We start from the raw sequence: 16967 nt of genomic DNA, 5'->3' as shown, positions 1-16967 counted from the left end.
GTCAGGACGTCGGCTGCGACAGCACGTCGACCGCCTCGCACCAGGCGTGGGCCCACAGCATGTGGACCTCCTGGATGCGGGGCGTGAAGTCCGACGGCACGTGCAGCACGTGGTCGGCGCGGCCCGGCAGGTCGCCGCCCGACTCGCCGGTGAGCGCGACGGTGGCCAGGCCCCGCTCGCGGGCGGCGTCGAGCGCGCGCAGGATGCTGGCGCTACGCCCGCTGGTGGACATCGCGATGAGCAGGTCGCCGGGACGACCGAGCGACTGCACGCCGCGGACGAACACGTCGTCGAAGCCGTAGTCGTTGCCGACCGCGGTGATCGAGGTGAGCGAGTCCGCGAGGCAGACCGCCGGGAGCGGCGCGCGGTCGAGGATGCACTTGCCCACGAACTCCGCGGCGACGTGGCTGGCGATCGCGGCGCTGCCGCCGTTGCCCGCCACCAGGACCGTGCCGCCGGATCGCAGCGTCTCGACGACGGCGCGGCCCGCGGCGTCGACCTGCTCGACCAGGGCCGGCTCCTCGAGGGCGCGAGCCAGGCTGGCCCACGCCTCGATGCCCAGCGTCTGGCGCTGCGCCACGACCTGGGTGATCGCGTCCTCGGACGCGCTGTGCAACTGGTGCCGGACCGTCAACTCTGTCCCCTCCACGTGACCAGACCTTCCCTCGAGAACGTGAACTCCGAGACGCCCAGGCCCATCCGCGTGAGCTCCTCGGCCACCACGTGGCGACGCTCGAACTCGCAGATGAAGACCAGGTGGCCTCCGCCGCCGGCGCCGGTGACCTTGCCGCCCAGGGCGCCCAGCTCGAGGGCCTTGGTGATGGCCTGGTCGATGAGGGGAGTCGCGATGCGGTCGGACATCTTGCGCTTCTCGTCCCAGGCGCGGCCGAGCAGGCGTCCCAGCGTGTCGACCTCGCCGCGGACGAGGGCCAGCTTCATCTCGGCGGCGAGCTCCTTCTGGGCCCGCAGGCCCTCCAGTGCGGTCTCCTCGCCACGCTCGTAGCGCGACACCTGGTCGTCGATGATGTGGTCGCTGACGCGCGTGTTGCCGGTGTAGGCCAGCAGCATGTTGTGCTCGAGCTCGTGGATCGTCGAGTCGCGGATGCGCAGCGGGTTGACGACGACCTGGTCGGTGAACTCGATGTAGTTGAACCCGCCGAACGCGGCCGCGTACTGGTCCTGGGCGCCACCGGGGATCTGCAGGTCCTCGCGCTCGAGCCGGTACGCCAGCTCGGCGACCTCGTACTCGGTCAGGTCGAGGCCGAGGTGCTGGGCGACGACGCCGATCACGGCGACCATCACGGCACTCGAGGAGCCCAGGCCCGAGCCGGGCGGGGCGTTGGTGTGGATGAAGAGGTCGAAGCCGGTGGCCGAGACGGCGCCGGGGTACTGGCGCAGGCGCGCGATGGTGGCCTTCGGCAGGTCGAGCTGGCCGTCGAGCTCGAGGTCGTCGTCGACGTTGAACCCGACGGAGTAGCCGTAGTCGAGCGACTTGATCGTGACCTGGCCGTCGGCCCGCGGTCGCAGGGTGCAGTAGGAGTACGCCGAGATCGTGGCCGACAGCACGGCGCCACCCTCACGCTCGGGGAACGGCGCCACGTCGGTGCCACCACCGGCGAACGAGATCCGCAGCGGGGCCCGCGCCCGGAGCACCGGACGGCGCACGTCGGCGGCGCCGGGATCGGTCGACACGGGGTGGGACTGCTGTGTCATCCGTACTAGCCTCCAGAGGTGACGCATCGCCCTGCCGGGCGCAGTGCCACGTCAACCTACCTGATCCGACTCGCTCCCGGAGGGCACATGGGCCACCTGCGTCTCGTCGACGGCCTGCGTGCCGTCGCCGCGGGCCTGGTGCTCGTCTCGCACGTCGGGTTCTGGACCGGGGCGTCCTCGATCGACCTCGTCGGGGGGTTCGTGGCCCGGGGTGACGCCGGTGTGGCGGTGTTCTTCGCGATCTCCGCGTTCCTGCTCCTGCGGCCCGCGATCGCCCGCGGCCTGGACGGGACGGGGCGCGAGGCCCGCGCGACAGCGCGCTACGCCGTCCGCCGCGCCGCCCGCATCCTGCCGGCGTACTGGCTCGCGCTCGCGGGCGTCCTGGCCGCGGCCGTCTGGCTCACCGGAGGGGCGGGTGGTCCGGCGAAGGTCGCCGCGCACGTCCTCGTCCTGCAGGGCTACACCGGCGACTACTACCAGTCGTTCACGCAGAGCTGGAGCCTCACGACCGAGGTCACCTTCTACGTCCTCGTCCCCGTCCTCGGGGGCCTGCTGACGCGGGGACTGTGGCGGCGCGGGGGCTCCCGCGGCGTCGGGGCGCTCGTCGCCGTCACGGCCGTGGTCGCCACCGGCGGACTCCTCGCCCAGGCCGTGGCCGCCGCGTGGAGCCGAGCGGGTTCCGACGGCGGCGCCGGGGTGCTGGCCACGAGCGTCGTGGGTCACCTCGCCTGGTTCGGCGCGGGAGCCGCGGTGGCGCTGCTCGCGGAAGGCCATCACCGGGGCGTCGGGCCCCTCGCCACCCGGCCGGCCCTGCTGGCCGTCTGGCGCTCGCGCCCCACGCTCGTGCTGCTCGCCGTGGTGGTCTTCGTCGTGGCCTCGTCACCGCTGGCCGGACCGCGCGACCTCACCCTCCCGACCGCCGGCCAGGCCGTGGCGAAGGAGGCCCTCTACGCGGTGTTCGCCCTGCTCCTGCTGGCGGCGTGCGTGCAGGATCCCCCGCCCGGGACACCGGCGGACACGGTGGCGCGCTGGGGCGTCACGCGCTGGCTCGGCGACATCTCCTACGGCGTCTTCCTCTGGCACGTCGTCGTGCTTCAGGTGCTGTTCGAGGTCACGGGCGCCGAGCTCTTCGCCACCGGCTTCTGGTGGACGCTGTACGCGGTGGCCGGGTTCAGCGTGGCGCTCGCGTCGCTGTCGTGGTGGCTGGTGGAGCGCCCGATCCTGGCCGCGGCGCGCCGTCGAACAGCGCCCGCGCCAGCAGCGAGAGCGTGAACAGACCCGCCAGCTGACCCATCACCGTGCCGGCCGAGGTGCGGTCGACGACGCCGAGCGCCGCCATGGCCACCGCGCCGCCGGCCATCGCCGCGATGGAGACGGGCACGACGAGCCGGCGCGGCAGCACCCATGCCAGCCCCGCGAGCACGAGACCGGCGAGGCCTCCGCACAGGAAGCCCACCGCACCGGTCACGCCCCAGCCGATCCTGCGGTCGATCGCGGTCGCGGGTGCCGGCCACCGGTCCCACGGGAGACGGGTGCGCCGCGTGGCGACGAGCGCGCCGAGGAGCAGCAGCAGGGCGACCGGACCGGACGCGAGGCCCCAGCGGTGCGCGGCCGACGGGGCGAAGTCGATCACGACCTCGCCGGAGAGGGACTCGGGCAGCCGGAAACCCTGCCGCCAGCCGTCGATCGTGACGGGCTCGAGCTCGCGACCGGAGGAGGTCGTGGCGCGCCAGCCCTCGTTGGCACCCTGCACGAGCGCCAGGACCGCGTCGCCTCCCCCGCTGACCGAGGCGACGATGCGACCGGGCGACTCCTCGCGCGCCAGCACCGAGCGTCCGGCGCCGGAGCCGAACTCGGTGGAACCGAGGACGACCCGCTCGACCTGGAGCGCGGCCGGGAGACCGGTGCGGACGTCGACCGTGCCCGGCGCGACGACCGCCGCCGAGCCCTCGCACGGCTCGAGGGTCACGGGGTCGCCGTTCACCAGGAGCTGCCGATCCACCGTTCCACCCACTGCCACGGTGGACGTGCCGACGAACACGGGCGAGCAGGGGACGCGGACGGGCCCGGGCGCTCCGATGGCGCCGAGGTCGACCTCGGGAACGGTCCACTCCCCCTCGCCTGCCGTGCGCACGAACGTCAGGGTGACCCGGTCGCCCTCCCCCTCGACGACGCCGCCGGTGCGGGGCAGCATCGTGACCCGCCCGCCGACCGACGCCCGGATCCCAGCGAGGCCGGTGCCCCCGCTGGAGACCCGGCCGATCGCCGTGGTGTCCGGGAGGACGACCTCGACGGTGGCCGCGTCCCGGCCGGCCGGCACCCGCCACGCGGTGGACGGGTCGCCGTCGAAGGCCGCCCCGGGGCGACTCGTCGCGTCGTCGCCGATCCGGTCCTCCGAGGTGAAGCGCGCGGGCGCGTCGAGCAGCGCCTCCAGGTCGGGGCCCGGCCGCGATCGCGCCGTGACCTCGACCGGGACGCGAGACGAGGACGTGGACTCGAAGGCCCACCGCGGGGTCGCGGCATCCTCGGCGAGCGGGCTCAGCACGATGCTGGTGCGCCGGGGGTCGACCTCGCCGGGCAGCCTGATCCGCGAGCCCCAGTCCTGGATGTCGCTGCTGATCTCGGCGATCCCCCGTACGACCGCCCGCGGTGCCGTCGGCAGCACGAGCTCGAGTCGCTCGAACTCCTCGGCGCCGAAGTCGGCCGTGCCGCGGCCGGCAGCGAGGTCGACGGTCATGACGCGCGTGGTCCCGTCGGCGCGCCGGGCGCGCAGCGTGACGCTGTCGACCGACGGTGTCGTCGGGGCCGGGACCACGGTGACGCGACCCAGTCGAGACGGCTCGGCCGGCACGAGGGAGAGCCGGCCGTCGGTCTCCTCGTCGGTGAGCCAGGCCGTGGAGAGGTCGCCGTCGAGCGCGGCGGCGGGACCCGCGTCGGTCCCCGCCCACGCCGCGGCGAACGGGTCGGCCCCCGAGCTGGACGCCTCGACCGACGTGAGGCCGATCCACTCGCGCACGGGCTGGTCCGAGCGATCCCCCGCGGGCGGCAGGTCGCGCGCACCGATCGGCTCGGGTGCGTCGTCCGCGGCGTCGAGCGTGGGGCCGAACGCCAGCTGGGCCGGACGACCGCTGTTGAACTGACGCCATCGCAACGAGTCGGTGACGACGTCAGCGTCCGGCGCGGCAGGAGAGATCGTCGTCCACGCCCGCGACGGCAGTCCCAGCGACGTGAGGTCATCGAGCGACTCGGGCCCGCCGGACACCACGACCTGGGCGTCGGCCGCCATCGACTCGACGATCGGCGCCGCCTCCGACCCGACGGTCCACACCGCGAGGTCGCCGAACCGCTCGTGCTCGGCGAAGCCCGGCGACCGCTCGAGCGTCTGCTCCACGAGGTCGGCGGGCTGCGCCTGGACGAGGGGCAGCACCCCGTCGCGGACGACGACCCGTGCCACTCCCATCCGGGCGAGGAGGTCGGCCAGGCCCGGTTGGGCCACGCCGGTGGCGGCCACGGCGTCGATCCGGTCGAGCAGGCGCGTCGCTCCCGGGTGGCCCAGGGGCGCCGCGGGGCGGACCACCACGGGCGACTCGGCGAGCGCGACGAGCGGCTCGTCGGACGTCTTGCCCCACGTGAACTCGGCGGTGCGGGCGGCCGGCAGCACCAGGGTGGAACCACCGTCCTGCTCGTGCAGGGCGTCGATCTCCTCGGCGGCCTGACGCCACGTGGCAGGGATGTCCTCGTAGCTGTTGGCGTCGCCACCGCGCCCGGCCCACAGCGCGGTCGGGGACAGCAGCGCCGCCGCCAGCACGACCACGACCGCTGCCCTCGGGACTCGACGAGGCCGGCCCAGGCCGTGCGACACCAGCACGGCGACCCCGAGCGTGAGCGGGAGCCGCACGAGCGGGTCGGCCTTGTGGACGTTGCGCAGAGCCGCCCCGGGCCCGTCGAGGAAGGCCCGGACGCCCTCGGCCACCGGGGAGCCCACGACGCCGGCGTGGCCGATCGTCATGAGCAGCGTGCCGAGGAGGGCCGACCCGATGAGGAAGCGGGTGACGTCGCGCCGCTCGCCGTCGCGCGAGAGGACCACGAGGCCCGCCACGCCGGCGCCGGCGACCAGCATCCCGCTCACGATGGCGACGAGGTCCTGGGCCTGCACCCAACCCGACTGCCACACCGGATGGGACTCGGCGTCGAGGATGTAGGCGATCCAGTGGTCGGCGCCCCGCAGGACGTTGGGCACCGACGTGACCGCCGTGGTGATCCGGGCGGTCTCGATGAAGTCCAGGAACGGGTAGCCGTAGCGGCCCAGCACGAGCAGCGGCACGACCCACCACGCGGCACCGACCAGGACGGCGACCGACCACGCCACGAGCGCGCGCCCGCGGCGCGCCGCGCGGGGGGCGGTGACGATCACCAACAGCGGCAGGAGGAGCACGACCGCCGAGGCCGTGGCGTTGACGCCGCCGAGCGCGAAGGTCAGCAGCCCAGTCCCGGCGGCCGCGCGGACGAGCACCCTGCGGTCGGTGGACGGGCGCACCATGGTCCAGGCCGACAGGACGAGCCACGGCGCGACGGCGCCGGGCCAGGCCTCGACCGAGATCTCGGACAGGACGGTCACGACGCGCGGCGCCAGGGCGTAGAGCGCTGCGGCGACGAGGGCGACGTCGGGGCGCAGGCCGACGAGGCGACGCGCGAGGAGGTAGGTGCCGGTGAAGGCCACGACGAGCAGCAGGCTCCACCAGAGTCGCTGGGCGGCCCAGCCGGGGAGGCCGATCGCGTCGGCGAGGCCCATGACCGGACCGAGCGGGAAGAGGTAGCCGTAGGCCTGGTTCTGCAGCTCACCGAGGCCGGCGTGGGAGTTCCAGGCGGACAGGGACCGCGCGAGGTAGTCCCACGGGGCGACCGTGAGGTCGAGCTTGGTGTCGGGCTGGGTGCGGCCGGGCGCGACGACCCACGGAAGAATCGCCACCAGCAAAGTGCTGGCGGCGATTCTGACCCGTTGGGCGACGTCGGGCGTCGCGCGGGGTTCGTCGGTGGTGGGGTGGATCACCCCGGATCGATCAGGACTCGTCGTACGCGATGACGGACGAGTGCGTCTGATCCTGCTTGACAGCGGTCTGGCTCGCGACGATGCCCAAGACCGCAAGGATTCCGAGAATGATCCCGGCAGCGCTGCCGCCGATGGTCCAGACTGCGTTCTCGCTCATGTGCCCCTGTTTTCCGTAGTCGAGGAAATACTTATCGGTAGCCTAGCAGCCCTCCGGCGGCTTGTCCCGTGGATGACACACCGGTGGGACAAGGTCCTCAGGCCGCCGGATCGCGGCGTTTCACGGCTCGTGCGACCACCCCGGCCGCGGCCAGCGCGAGGCCCAGGGCGCCCAGCACGAGACCGAGGTGGTCGATCGGCTCCGCACCCGGCACGGTGGCCAGTCCCTCGTCCCCGAGGTCCCACCACTGCAGCGCGTCGGTGCGGATCCGCAGCTCGGCGCCACCGAGCTGAAGGGCATTCAGCGTGGGGCCGGGCTGGTCGGTCTGCAGCAGCACGTGACGCACGCCGGCCGCCCGCAGCGCGGCGAGAACGTCGCCCTCGGGCGCCGCGAGGGCTCGTGTCACCTCCGCGGCCCGCGGGTCCTCCCCCGCCACCACGCCGTCGCGCAGCGGCAGCGCATCGTTCACCCGGACGTCCCGCTCGAGCAGGCGGGGCCACGGGTCTAGCACGACCCGGTCGTCGTTCCAGTCGTACCGTCGGTACTGGGTCCACGGCAGCACGGCGACGGCTCCGGGCTCGGCCTGCTCCAGGCGCTCGGCCACGAACGTGAAGTCGACGGGCAGGTCGACCGAGCTCCAGCGTCCGCCCCCGGCCCACGCCAGGCCCGGCAGCGTGACCACGGCGACCAGGCCCGTGGCGGCGGCCAGTCCGCCGGCGACCCAGCGGCTCACCCCGCGTCGCGTGGCGGCCGCGCCGAGGCGAGCGGCGCTGAGTCCGACCGCGAGGGAGACCGCCACCATCCACAGCGCGGCGAACTTCTGGCCGTCGCGCACCAGTCCGCCGCCCGGCAGCTGCAGGACGACGAACGACACGAGCTCACGTCCGCCCGGGAGGCCCGCGACGATCGCTGCGACGAGGCCGACCAGCCCGGCCACGGCGGCGCCGAGGTACTCGGGCCGCGACCGGACCCTGGCGTTAGACCAGGCGACGGCGACCGCGACCAGCACACCCAGCAGGGCGACGCCGGACAGCAGGAGGCTCTGGCGCTCGGCGAACCAGGAGGCCTGGTTCCAGATGCCGCCGCCCGTGAGGACCGAGCCGACCATGCCCCACGGGGTGTCGCCGCGGGCGGCGAAGGCCTCGACGCCCGCCGAGTCGGCCGAGGACGACGCCTGCGACCGCAGGAACGGGAACCACCACGAGGCGGCGACCAGCACCGAGACCGCCATCGCCCAGCCCCACGCGCGCCACGCCCGGGGCCAGCGCGATCCCGCCAGCAGCACGGCGGTGGCGGTGACGACGGCCAGCACCGCACCGGTCGACCCGGAGAGGCCGGCCAGGGCCATCACGACCCCGAGGGCGCCGGTGGGCGACTCGCCGCGCCGCAGCCGCCCGGCCGTGCGCACGACCCAGAACAGGGACGCGTACCCGAGCAGGTAGCCCCAGTGCCCGATCGCGAGCCGCTCGGCGACCCACGGGTTCCAGCACGCCACGAGGGCTCCCGCGACGGCGGCGCTGCGCCCGGGCAGCAGCGACCCGGCGCCGGCGCCGGCCGCCACGAACACGGTCACGAGGAGCAGCTTCTGGACCAGCCAGCCGGGCAGGAAGGTGGACAGGGCCGCGACGACGAGGTCGTTCGGCACGGCGCGCGGAACGGATCCGTCGACGCCCAGGGTCCGCTCTCCGAAGCCCAGCTCCGGCACGAACACCATGTCGTAGTTGAGCTGCAGCCCCGGCAGCAACGCCGGGCCGAGGATCAGGGCGGCGGCCACGAGGCCGGTGGCGGCCCCCACGAACGCGGGGGTCGTGAAGCGCCTCATCAACGCGCCCCGTGCAGGTGTTCCATCTCGGCGAAGGCCTCGCCCATCCGCCGGCACTGCGTGCGCAGGTCGTGGTGCTCGGCGACCCACGCGCGGTTCGCCTCAGCCTGTAACTGACGGCGCACGGGGTCGGAGAGCCAGCCCACCAGCGCGGCGGCCAGCGCCTCGACCTGGTCGGGACCCTCGACGTCGAGCAAGTCGTTGCCCGGCGCGATCGCCTCGTGGTTGCTGCCGCACCGCGTGGTGACGACGGGCAGGCCGCAGGCCTGCGCCTCCACGTAGGCCAGGCCGAACTGCTCCTCCCACTTCCACGTCGGGCGTGGGGCGGTGGTGAACACCGCCGCGCTGCGCAGCAGGTCGCCGACGCCCTTCGCGTCCAGGCCGCCGACCAGGGTGACCCCGCTGCGCGGGTCGTCGGCCGCCGCGCGGACGAGCGGCTCGAGCGGCCCTCGGCCCGCCACGACGAGCTCGGCCTCGGGGATCTGCCGGCGCACCAGCTCCATCGCCGCGAGGATCCGGTCGATGCCCTTGTTCTCGGCGAGCGGGCTGACGAAGACGACCCGCGGGTGCTCGACGATCTCGGCGGCCGGCGTGAAGATCGACGTGTCGACGCCCGGCTTCACGACGCGGATCACGGCGTCGTCGAAGCGGTTCTCCAGCAGGTGGTCGCGCGCCGCGTCGACCATGCACAGCAGCAGCTCGGCCCGACGGCACGACTCCAGCGCCTGGCGGTAGGGCGGGACGCGGTAGAGCGGCTGGCGCGCGAGGTTCTCCCACGTGACGACGGCCTGCAACGGACGCCGGCCCGTGCCCTTCGTGCGCCACTTCGCTGCCTGGCCGGTCACCAGCGAGCACAGCTCCAGCGAGGCGACCCAGTCGAAGTCGGCCGGGTCCTGGTCGCGGAGCTCGTTCACCCACGCGAGCGCACCGGCCTCGATGAACCGCTTGATCGGGCGGCGGTAGGTGCTGGGCACCCACGTGAGGTCGCCGACGGGCTCGTCGCGGGCGAGCGCGGTGACGTGCGTGTCGCCCATGAGCGACATGTAGTAGAGCTCGCGACGCGGCCGCTGGTCGGGCAGGGAGACCCAGAGCAGTTCGCGCGTCACCCCACGATCCTCACACCCCGGCCCGGCGGCGACCCGCACGGGCGCCCCACAGGTACCCGGCCGCCTCCATGACGCGCATGCCCGCCATGCCGAGGGCGTGGACGGGCCGTCGCACGAGAAGGCGCCAGTTCTGCGCGTAGGCCCGCAGCACCCCGCTGCCCTGGTCGGCCATCGCGCTGTCGTGCCGGTCGACGAGCGTCGGCAGGCTCAGCCCGTAGTAGTAGCGCTTCTGCCAGATGTCGCGCAGGGTGAGGCGACCCTCGTCGTGGTCGACGACGACCGGCGCCAGCGCCACGGTGCCGCCCGCGTCGCGGATCCGGAAGCGCAGGTCGGCGTCCTCGGGTCCGGACATCGACTCGTGGAAGCCGTCGGCGAGCATGTCGGCGCGCCGCAGCAGCCGCGGGTTGTGCAGCCACGGGGCGTCGAGGTAGCACTCGCGCTCGAGGGCCCGGCACTCCGTCCAGAAGCCGTCGCCGATCGTGCGCTCGGGCAGCGCCACACCGGTGGCGTCGGTGCGTGCCGCCGTGCGCACCGCGGCGCTCACGGCGTCGGGAGGCAGGTACATGTCGCTGTCGAGCCACAGGATCCAGACGCCCTCGGCCGCGCGGATCCCGCGGTTGCGCTGGGCGCTGCGCTCGGGACCGGCCGTGATGACGACGTCGGCCAGACCCTGCGCGATCTCGTCGGTGCCGTCGGAGCTGTGGTTGTCCACCACGATCAGCTCGACGTACGGGTGGTCCTGGGCGCGGACCGACGCCAGGCATCGCTCGATGGTGCGGCGGTTGTTGCGCGTCGGGACGATCACCGACACCAGCGGCTCAGTCATCGTCCGACCTCCGCGCGAGCAGGACGAGGCTGCCGGCGATCGCGAGCACGAGCCCGGCGGCGGCCACGTGGTGCGGGACGAGGCTCGCCGAGATCACGTCGGCCGACAGCTCGCCGATGCCGTCGTGTCGCGCCTGGACGACCAGCAGGGCCACGACCGACAGGAACGTCAGCGCCGATCCGGCGTACACGAGGCGGCGCGGGTCGACCGGACGCAGCCAGAGGAGCGCGGCCGCGACGAGGGCGCCGGCGAGTCCGCCCCAGCCGAGCAGCAGGCCGGCGCCGACCACGCCCACCCCGGTGAGGGCCGGCGCGGTGGCCCAGCGCGGCCTCAGTCCGGTGGGTCCGGCGACCCCGTCGGGGAGGGCGAACAGGCGGCGGCGCACCAGCGCCGTAACGACGAGAGCGAGCGCCCCGAGCAGGCCGAGACCGCTGGCACCGAGCGCGACGTTAGACCACAGCTGGGGCTTGTAGCGGATGTCGATCGTGGCGGCGGCACCGTCCTCGACGATCCAGCCGGACGAGAAGCCGTCGAGGACCACCGGGGCGCCGAGGTCCTTGCCGTCGGCGGTGGCACCCCAGTTCGGGTTGTGGCTCTGACCGGTGACGACCGCGTAGGGACCGTCGGCGACCTCGACGTCGAGCGTCATGCGCGCATCGCCCTCGCGGGTGATCTCGGAGATGATCGGCGACCCGAACCGCTCCAGCGACTCCCGCGTGTCGCTCAGCTCGAGCGAGTCGAGGACGAACGCGGGGTTGCCGTCGATGGTGTGCTCGCCGGCCTCCAGCCGGGTGGGCTCGCAGCCGACCCAGCGGGTGCCCTGCTGGTCGCTGCGCGCGAGCAGGCTGGTCTGGGGCTTCATCAGCAGGCCCTCGCCGTCGAGGACGGCGACCGGCAGGCAGTGCTCGCCGCCGTCGGCCTCGGGCAGCTCGAGTCCGGTGTCGATCGTGGTGAAGGTGGCGGGCACGCCCCTCGGGTCGCCCGTGATCCCGTCGATGGTCACCCGCACCGCGGAGCCACGGACCGGCCGGTCGAGGTCGATCGTGGTCTCGCCGAGGCCGATCTCGGACTGTGCCACGTCGACTCCGTCGACGCTGACCGTCACGCGGGTGGCGTGGTGCCGGGTCTGCTCGTCGTTGATCGTGGCGGCCTCCTGCACGAGGCGCACCTGGTCGATCCGGCGCGCGTCGCCGCGGATCTCCCACCAGGACCCGCGAGTGGTGCCGCCGGGCACCCAGCCCGTGTCGGCGTCGCCGTCGGCGGCCCGCGACGCGCGGTTGGCCGGGTTGTCGAAGTAGAAGCCGCTGGACTCCGCTTCGACGTCCTTGCCGCGACCCTCGACCCGGTCGTACATCACCTCGACCGGTCCGCTGACGCGGACCTCGGCGCTGGTCTCGAAGGCGCGCCGGTCGGGCAGGGTCACCACCCGGTTCAGGGCGCGCTCGGAGTCGTCGTTCGTGGACGGCGTGTTCTGGACGCGCGTCAGCAGCACGTCGAGGGGCGTTCGCGAGAAGCGGAGGCGATCGGAGGAGTCGAGCTCGTCGTAGGTGTTCGACAGGGTCAGCGGGGTGCGACCGGCCACGTGGGCCTGCTTGCCACCCAACCCGATCTCGGCGATGCCCACGAAGTTGAAGCCCTCGCCGCGGGTGGACTCGACCGTGACGGTGACCTCGTCCGCCTCCACTCCCCCGAGTCGCGCCGTGGCCAGCCCGGTCTCGGGCAGGGTGATCGTGTCGCTGCGGCCCCCCGCCGACACGGTGACCTCGTCGATCTGGACGTCGCCGATCGGCAGCTGCGCGATCGGCACCTCGTCCAGCTCGACGGGCTCGTCCAGCGTGGCCACGAGGCGCTGGCCGGCGGCGGTGCCGAAGTCGCCGAAGCGCCAGCCCGTGGTGAGATCACCGTCGACCGCGAAGTCGCCGGTGCCGTAGGGAAGGTCGAAGAACGTGCCGCCCGACCGTGAGGTGGTCACCTTCACGACCGAGTCCACGCGCACGGTCTGGTCGTCCGTGTCGGTGCCGAGGGTGCGGGTGGCACCCGGATCCTGGTCCTCGCGCAGCAGCGGACCCTGTCCCACCGTCAGCCGGTTGGAGATGACGCTGCGCCGCGCGTTCGTGTCGGTCAGGACCATCCGACCGGCGGTGTCGAGGGCGCTGGAGAACTCGTCGGTGGAAAGGTCCTGGGCGTACCGCACGAGGGGCGACGAGTCGAGCAGTCTCGCCTCGGCCAGCGCGGGGAACGCGAAGCCGTCGCCGGCCACGATGACCTGTCCGTCCAGCGGCACGGCGCGGAGGGACTCGCGGGCCCCGCCGACGTCGTAGACCTGGACGGGCGGCAGCAGGTTCTCGCCGTGGAAGAAGGGGTCCTCCATCGCGGGTGACAGGGTGTTCTGGCCGGGGACGCCGAAGTTCTGGCGGCCGAACAGGCCCGGGTCGTTCGCGACGAGCTGGTTCATCTCCGCGGGGCGGGCGCCGCCGGTGTTCTCCCACACGACGTCGTTGCGCAGCAGCACCTGTCCGGCGCCGAGGTAGCGCGCCATCGTGGACACGGCGGCCCCGGTGGACGTGCCGGACTGCGCCGACCCGTCGAGGGCGGAGAGGAAGTTCACGCCGGGCGGGGACGCGTTCGGCGTGGTCTCGGGCACCACCGCGCGACGGTCGAACAGCGCGTTCACGACATCGTCGGGACGCTCCTCGGTCCACCGGTAGAAGGGCCGGACCTGACCGGGCAGGACGAGGACGGAGCCCGGCTGGCTGCTCTCGTCCACCGAGGCGGCCGCCTCGCTCCAGTAGTCGGGGATGTCGATCGGCGAGATGTAGAGGCGACCAGCCAGCGCCGGCAGGGACCACGCCGCGAAGATGCTCGCGGCCACCACCACGACCACCGTGCGCGCCGGGTGCCAGCGCCACACGCGCGGCCCGAGGTGCATCACCGTGATGACGATGCCGATCGTCATCGCAACGGCCAGCACCGCGCCGATCTTGTTGGTCGTGCGGAACGCCGACAGCGCCGGGACCTGGAGGATCTCGCCCAGGAGGCGGCCGAACGGCGACGCCGGCCCGTCCTCGGTCGGGAAGACACCGATCATGACGATCGCGGCGCCGAAGACGGCGACCGACACGAACACCCGGGCGCGAGTGCGCGCCCACGCCAGGGCGGTCAGGCCCAGCGCCGGCCACGCCGCGGTGAGCAGCATGATCAGCGGGCTGACGACGTAGACGGCGTGCTCGGGGACCCACGGCCCGGTGGAGCTGGAGCCGTAGAGCGGCCAGAGGCCGAGGCCGCGCAGCACCTCGGTCAGCGACGAGACCTTGGCGATGCCGGTGAGGGACTCCGAGCCCTCGACGATCTGCGCACCGGTCGTGAGGGCGGCGAACGCCGGGACCAGCCAGTAGAGGGAGAGCAGGACGACGAACAGGGCCGACTTCGCCAGCACGATCAGCGCGTCGAGCCACCGGAGGCCGTCGCTGGCGCGGATGGCCAGGACGACGGGGATGACGGCCAGCAGCTGGAACAGCGGCACGACCGCCACGTTCATGCCGCTCATCGCGAAGAACGTCAGGCCGAACAGGGCCGGCCACGCCCAGCTGGCCGGGCGCCGCAGGCCGTGGACGAGGCACAGCAGCTGCCACGGCAGCAGGGCCAGCGGCAGCGCGATGGCCAGGGTGGCGCCGGCGCTGATCGTGTAGGGATTGGCCAGCAGGAGCACGGCGGCCAGGAGTCCGCCCCAGCGGCCGACCTGCGGCGCGATCGTGCGCGTCAGGCGCGCCGCGCCCCACGCGGCCACCAGCCACAGCACGAAGTGGAAGACCTTGAAGGTCATCTCCGGCGACAGGCCGATCCCCCGCAGCCCGGACAGGACGAGCAGCACCGGGGCCAGCCCGACGTTGAAGTTCGGCGAGCCGAGGTAGGGCGAGGAGGTCCACGACGAGAGGTACTGGCCGAGCATCTGCCAGGGGCGGACGTAGACCTCGGGCTTGATGTCGGTGTAGAAGGTGCCCCAGCCGTTGAGGCCGATGACGAGAGCCAGCGCGAGGATCGCCGAGCCCACCACGAATCGGTAGTGGGTGAACAGACGCACAGGGACTCCCTCAGGGTTCGGCCGCAGCGGCCGCGGGCACAGCGTCGTCCAATATAGCCCGCATCACACATCCTGTTACCGGAGAGTCACGAAGCCGGTAGCCTGAGGGCGCCATGCCCCGCCCGTCATCCCCTTCACGCACGCGTTCGGGCTCCGGAGCGGCCCTCGGCATCACGATGGCGCTGGCCAATCTCCTCAGCTACGTCTTCGTCCTCGTCCTCTCGCGCGCCCTCGGCCCGTCGGACTTCGGCGGCTTCTCCGCGCTCTCGGCCTACGGCATCGTCCTGTCGGTCCCGGCCGGGGCGCTGCAGGTCATCGTCGCGCGCCATGTCGCGGGCGCCACCCACGACTCGCGCGGGGTGCGCACCGCGCTCGGCGTCGGCGTCGCCCTCGCCGCGGCCACGATCGTCGCCGCTCCCCTGCTGTCCAGCGCCTTCCGGCTCGACACGGCCTGGTCCGCGGTCTGGCTCGGCCTGACGCTCGTGCCGATGACGCTCACGGGAGCCTTCCAGGGAATCCTGCTCGGGCGCGACCGGCTCGTCGCGCTGTCCGTGATCTACGTGGCCACGGCGGCCGGCCGCCTGGCCGCCGGCGCCGGGGGTGCGGCGCTGGGCCTCAGCGTGGCCGAGGTCTTCGCGCTGCTGCTCCTCGTCGCGGTCGCCGTCGCCGTGCTCGGCGCCTGGCTGTGCCGCGACGACCTCACGCTCGCCGACGACCGCAGGCTCGGCGGCGAGCTGATCCGCGCCACCATGTCGTTGGGTGCCTTCATCGCGCTGACGAACATCGACGTGACACTCGCCCGGGCGTACCTCGGCGACCACGACTCCGGCGGCTACGCCCTCGCCGCCACGTTCGGCCGCGCGATGGGCTGGGGCACGCAGTTCGTCGCGCTCCTGCTCGTCCCGCGCATGCAGGGCCCACGCGCCGCGCGCTCGTTCCGCCGGTCGCTCGGGCTGATCCTGCTGCTCGGGCTCGTCGGCATCGCGGTCATCGCCGCGGCCCCGGAGTTCTGGGTCGAGCTGGCCGGTGGCGCGGAGTACGCCGAGTTCGGGTCCCTCGCCGTCGCGTGCGTCGCCCTCGGCGTGCTGTGGGCGCTGGTGCAGGTGTCGCTGTTCGCGGAGATGGGCCTCGACAGCCCGTGGCTGGGCCGGTTCACCTGGTGCGTGGTGGCGGCGCAGTGCGCGCTCGTGGTGCTGTGGTTCCACGACACCCCGTACGAGATCGTCGGGGTCAGCGCCGTGGGCGCGACCGCGATCGTGGGTGCGGCGCTCGTGCGCTCGCGGCGCCTGCAGCACGCCTGAGGCGGCGACCGGAGCGCGTACGCCCGACCGCCGCCCCTGAGGACCTCAGTCCTGCTTCTGCTCGATCGCGCGCGAGCGACCCATGATGATGCGGGCGCCGAGCTTCATGACGCCGGGGAACTTCGTGGCGGCCTTCCAGGCGATCCGGTTGAGCCGGTTCTGGACGTGCACCTGGTAGCGGCGCAGCCACTCGTCGCGGCCCTTCAGCACCGTCGGTGCCGTGCGTCGGAACGTGAGCGCGTGCAGGCCGTTGGCCCACCGCGGGTCGTCGTCGGACTTTGCGTCCCACGTGGCGTCGATCGTCCAGCCCGGGTGACGGTCGAGGAAGAGCCGGTGGGCGCGCTGCACGACGGGCCACGTGGCGTCGTCGATCAGGACGAGCGCCTCGTCGGCCAGCAGCGGCTCGACCACAGCCAGCGCGAGGTAGTGCGCCAGCAGCGTGTGCTCGCCGTCGTAGAAGTAGACGCCGACCGGGCGGTCGATGATGCCGGGGACGGCCATCAGCTTGAAGCAGTCGCCCTCGAGCAGGCGGACGTCGGCACCGGCGCCGTACTTCGCCAGGTTGTCCATCAGCTCGGTCCGGGCCTCCTGGCCGGCCATCCCGAACTCGAGGAAGTTCTCCATGGCGTAGAAGACCTTGTCGGCGTTGTCGCGCACCGTGCCGCACATCGAGCGGCCCTTGAAGGTGCCGACCTCGAGGTACGCCTCGTCCGCCGGCATGATCGCGGCGGCCAGGTTGAGCATCGCCAGCTCGTTGGAGGAGGTGAAGCCCGTGACGTCGCCCTTGACCTGGTCCCAGTACGGATCGATCGGATCGGTGTCCTGGGGATCGCCGGGGAAGAGGGTGGGAGCTCGGTCGAAGAATGCGGAGGTGTCCATGGGTGCCTTTCGTGCGGCGATCAGCCTATAGG

At 73.3% G+C, this 16967-nt stretch carries 11 protein-coding genes; 2 read left to right on the top strand and 9 right to left on the bottom strand.

Annotated elements, in window-relative coordinates; genetic code table 11:
- Nucleotide 1 precedes the first annotated feature (1 nt).
- Both H1W00_RS09740 and H1W00_RS09735 read right to left on the bottom strand, forming a co-directional pair.
- Nucleotides 2-649 carry a D-sedoheptulose-7-phosphate isomerase gene (locus tag H1W00_RS09740; RefSeq protein WP_181755522.1) on the bottom strand — a complete coding sequence of 216 codons (648 nt, stop codon included), beginning with the start codon at nucleotides 647-649 and terminating at the stop codon, nucleotides 2-4.
- Complete coding sequence (locus H1W00_RS09735) at nucleotides 631-1713, bottom strand: GHMP family kinase ATP-binding protein (RefSeq protein ID WP_194956255.1); 1083 nt, start codon at nucleotides 1711-1713, stop codon at nucleotides 631-633. The genes H1W00_RS09740 and H1W00_RS09735 overlap by 19 nt, the downstream gene beginning before the upstream one ends.
- Nucleotides 1714-1731: 18 nt before the next feature.
- Between H1W00_RS09735 and H1W00_RS09730 the strand changes: the two genes are divergently transcribed.
- Nucleotides 1732-2985 (top strand): acyltransferase family protein, encoded by a 1254-nt coding sequence (locus H1W00_RS09730; protein WP_181755521.1) that lies wholly within the window; start codon nucleotides 1732-1734, stop codon nucleotides 2983-2985.
- Here the strand turns inward: H1W00_RS09730 and H1W00_RS09725 are convergent.
- The 6 genes from H1W00_RS09725 to H1W00_RS09700 form a co-directional block, all read right to left on the bottom strand.
- Nucleotides 2885-6682 (bottom strand): alpha-(1->3)-arabinofuranosyltransferase domain-containing protein, encoded by a 3798-nt coding sequence (locus H1W00_RS09725; protein WP_181755520.1) that lies wholly within the window; start codon nucleotides 6680-6682, stop codon nucleotides 2885-2887. The genes H1W00_RS09730 and H1W00_RS09725 overlap by 101 nt on opposite strands.
- 91 nt (nucleotides 6683-6773) lie before the next feature.
- Nucleotides 6774-6920 (bottom strand): hypothetical protein, encoded by a 147-nt coding sequence (locus tag H1W00_RS09720; protein WP_153302813.1) that lies wholly within the window; start codon nucleotides 6918-6920, stop codon nucleotides 6774-6776.
- Nucleotides 6921-7017: 97 nt separating this feature from the next.
- Nucleotides 7018-8742: an MmpA family trehalose lipid delivery protein gene (locus tag H1W00_RS09715; RefSeq protein WP_181755519.1), complete on the bottom strand. Its 1725-nt coding sequence runs from the start codon at nucleotides 8740-8742 to the stop codon at nucleotides 7018-7020.
- Nucleotides 8742-9848 carry a glycosyltransferase gene (locus H1W00_RS17070; protein ID WP_206679995.1) on the bottom strand — a complete coding sequence of 369 codons (1107 nt, stop codon included), beginning with the start codon at nucleotides 9846-9848 and terminating at the stop codon, nucleotides 8742-8744. The genes H1W00_RS09715 and H1W00_RS17070 overlap by 1 nt, the downstream gene beginning before the upstream one ends.
- Before the next feature lie 10 nt (nucleotides 9849-9858).
- Complete coding sequence (locus tag H1W00_RS09705; protein ID WP_181755518.1) at nucleotides 9859-10674, bottom strand: glycosyltransferase family 2 protein; 816 nt, start codon at nucleotides 10672-10674, stop codon at nucleotides 9859-9861.
- The gene (locus tag H1W00_RS09700; protein ID WP_181755517.1) at nucleotides 10667-14755 is read right to left on the bottom strand and encodes an alpha-(1->3)-arabinofuranosyltransferase domain-containing protein; all 4089 of its coding nucleotides are present in this window, start codon (nucleotides 14753-14755) and stop codon (nucleotides 10667-10669) included. The genes H1W00_RS09705 and H1W00_RS09700 overlap by 8 nt, the downstream gene beginning before the upstream one ends.
- 113 nt (nucleotides 14756-14868) lie before the next feature.
- On the opposite strand from H1W00_RS09700, the gene H1W00_RS09695 reads away from it, so the two are divergent.
- Entirely contained in the window at nucleotides 14869-16056 is a 1188-nt protein-coding gene (locus H1W00_RS09695; RefSeq protein ID WP_181755516.1) for a lipopolysaccharide biosynthesis protein, read from the top strand.
- A 45-nt stretch (nucleotides 16057-16101) separates the two neighbouring features.
- Here the strand turns inward: H1W00_RS09695 and H1W00_RS09690 are convergent, their stop codons facing one another.
- The gene (locus tag H1W00_RS09690; RefSeq protein WP_181755515.1) at nucleotides 16102-16935 is read right to left on the bottom strand and encodes a class I SAM-dependent methyltransferase; all 834 of its coding nucleotides are present in this window, start codon (nucleotides 16933-16935) and stop codon (nucleotides 16102-16104) included.
- Nucleotides 16936-16967: the final 32 nt, after the last annotated feature.

Source organism: Aeromicrobium phoceense, from assembly GCF_013868155.1.
Taxonomy (GTDB): Bacteria; Actinomycetota; Actinomycetes; order Propionibacteriales; family Nocardioidaceae; genus Aeromicrobium; species Aeromicrobium phoceense.
The sequence above is the reverse complement of the archived record's forward strand: the minus strand, read 5'-3'. Positions and strand labels throughout refer to the sequence as shown.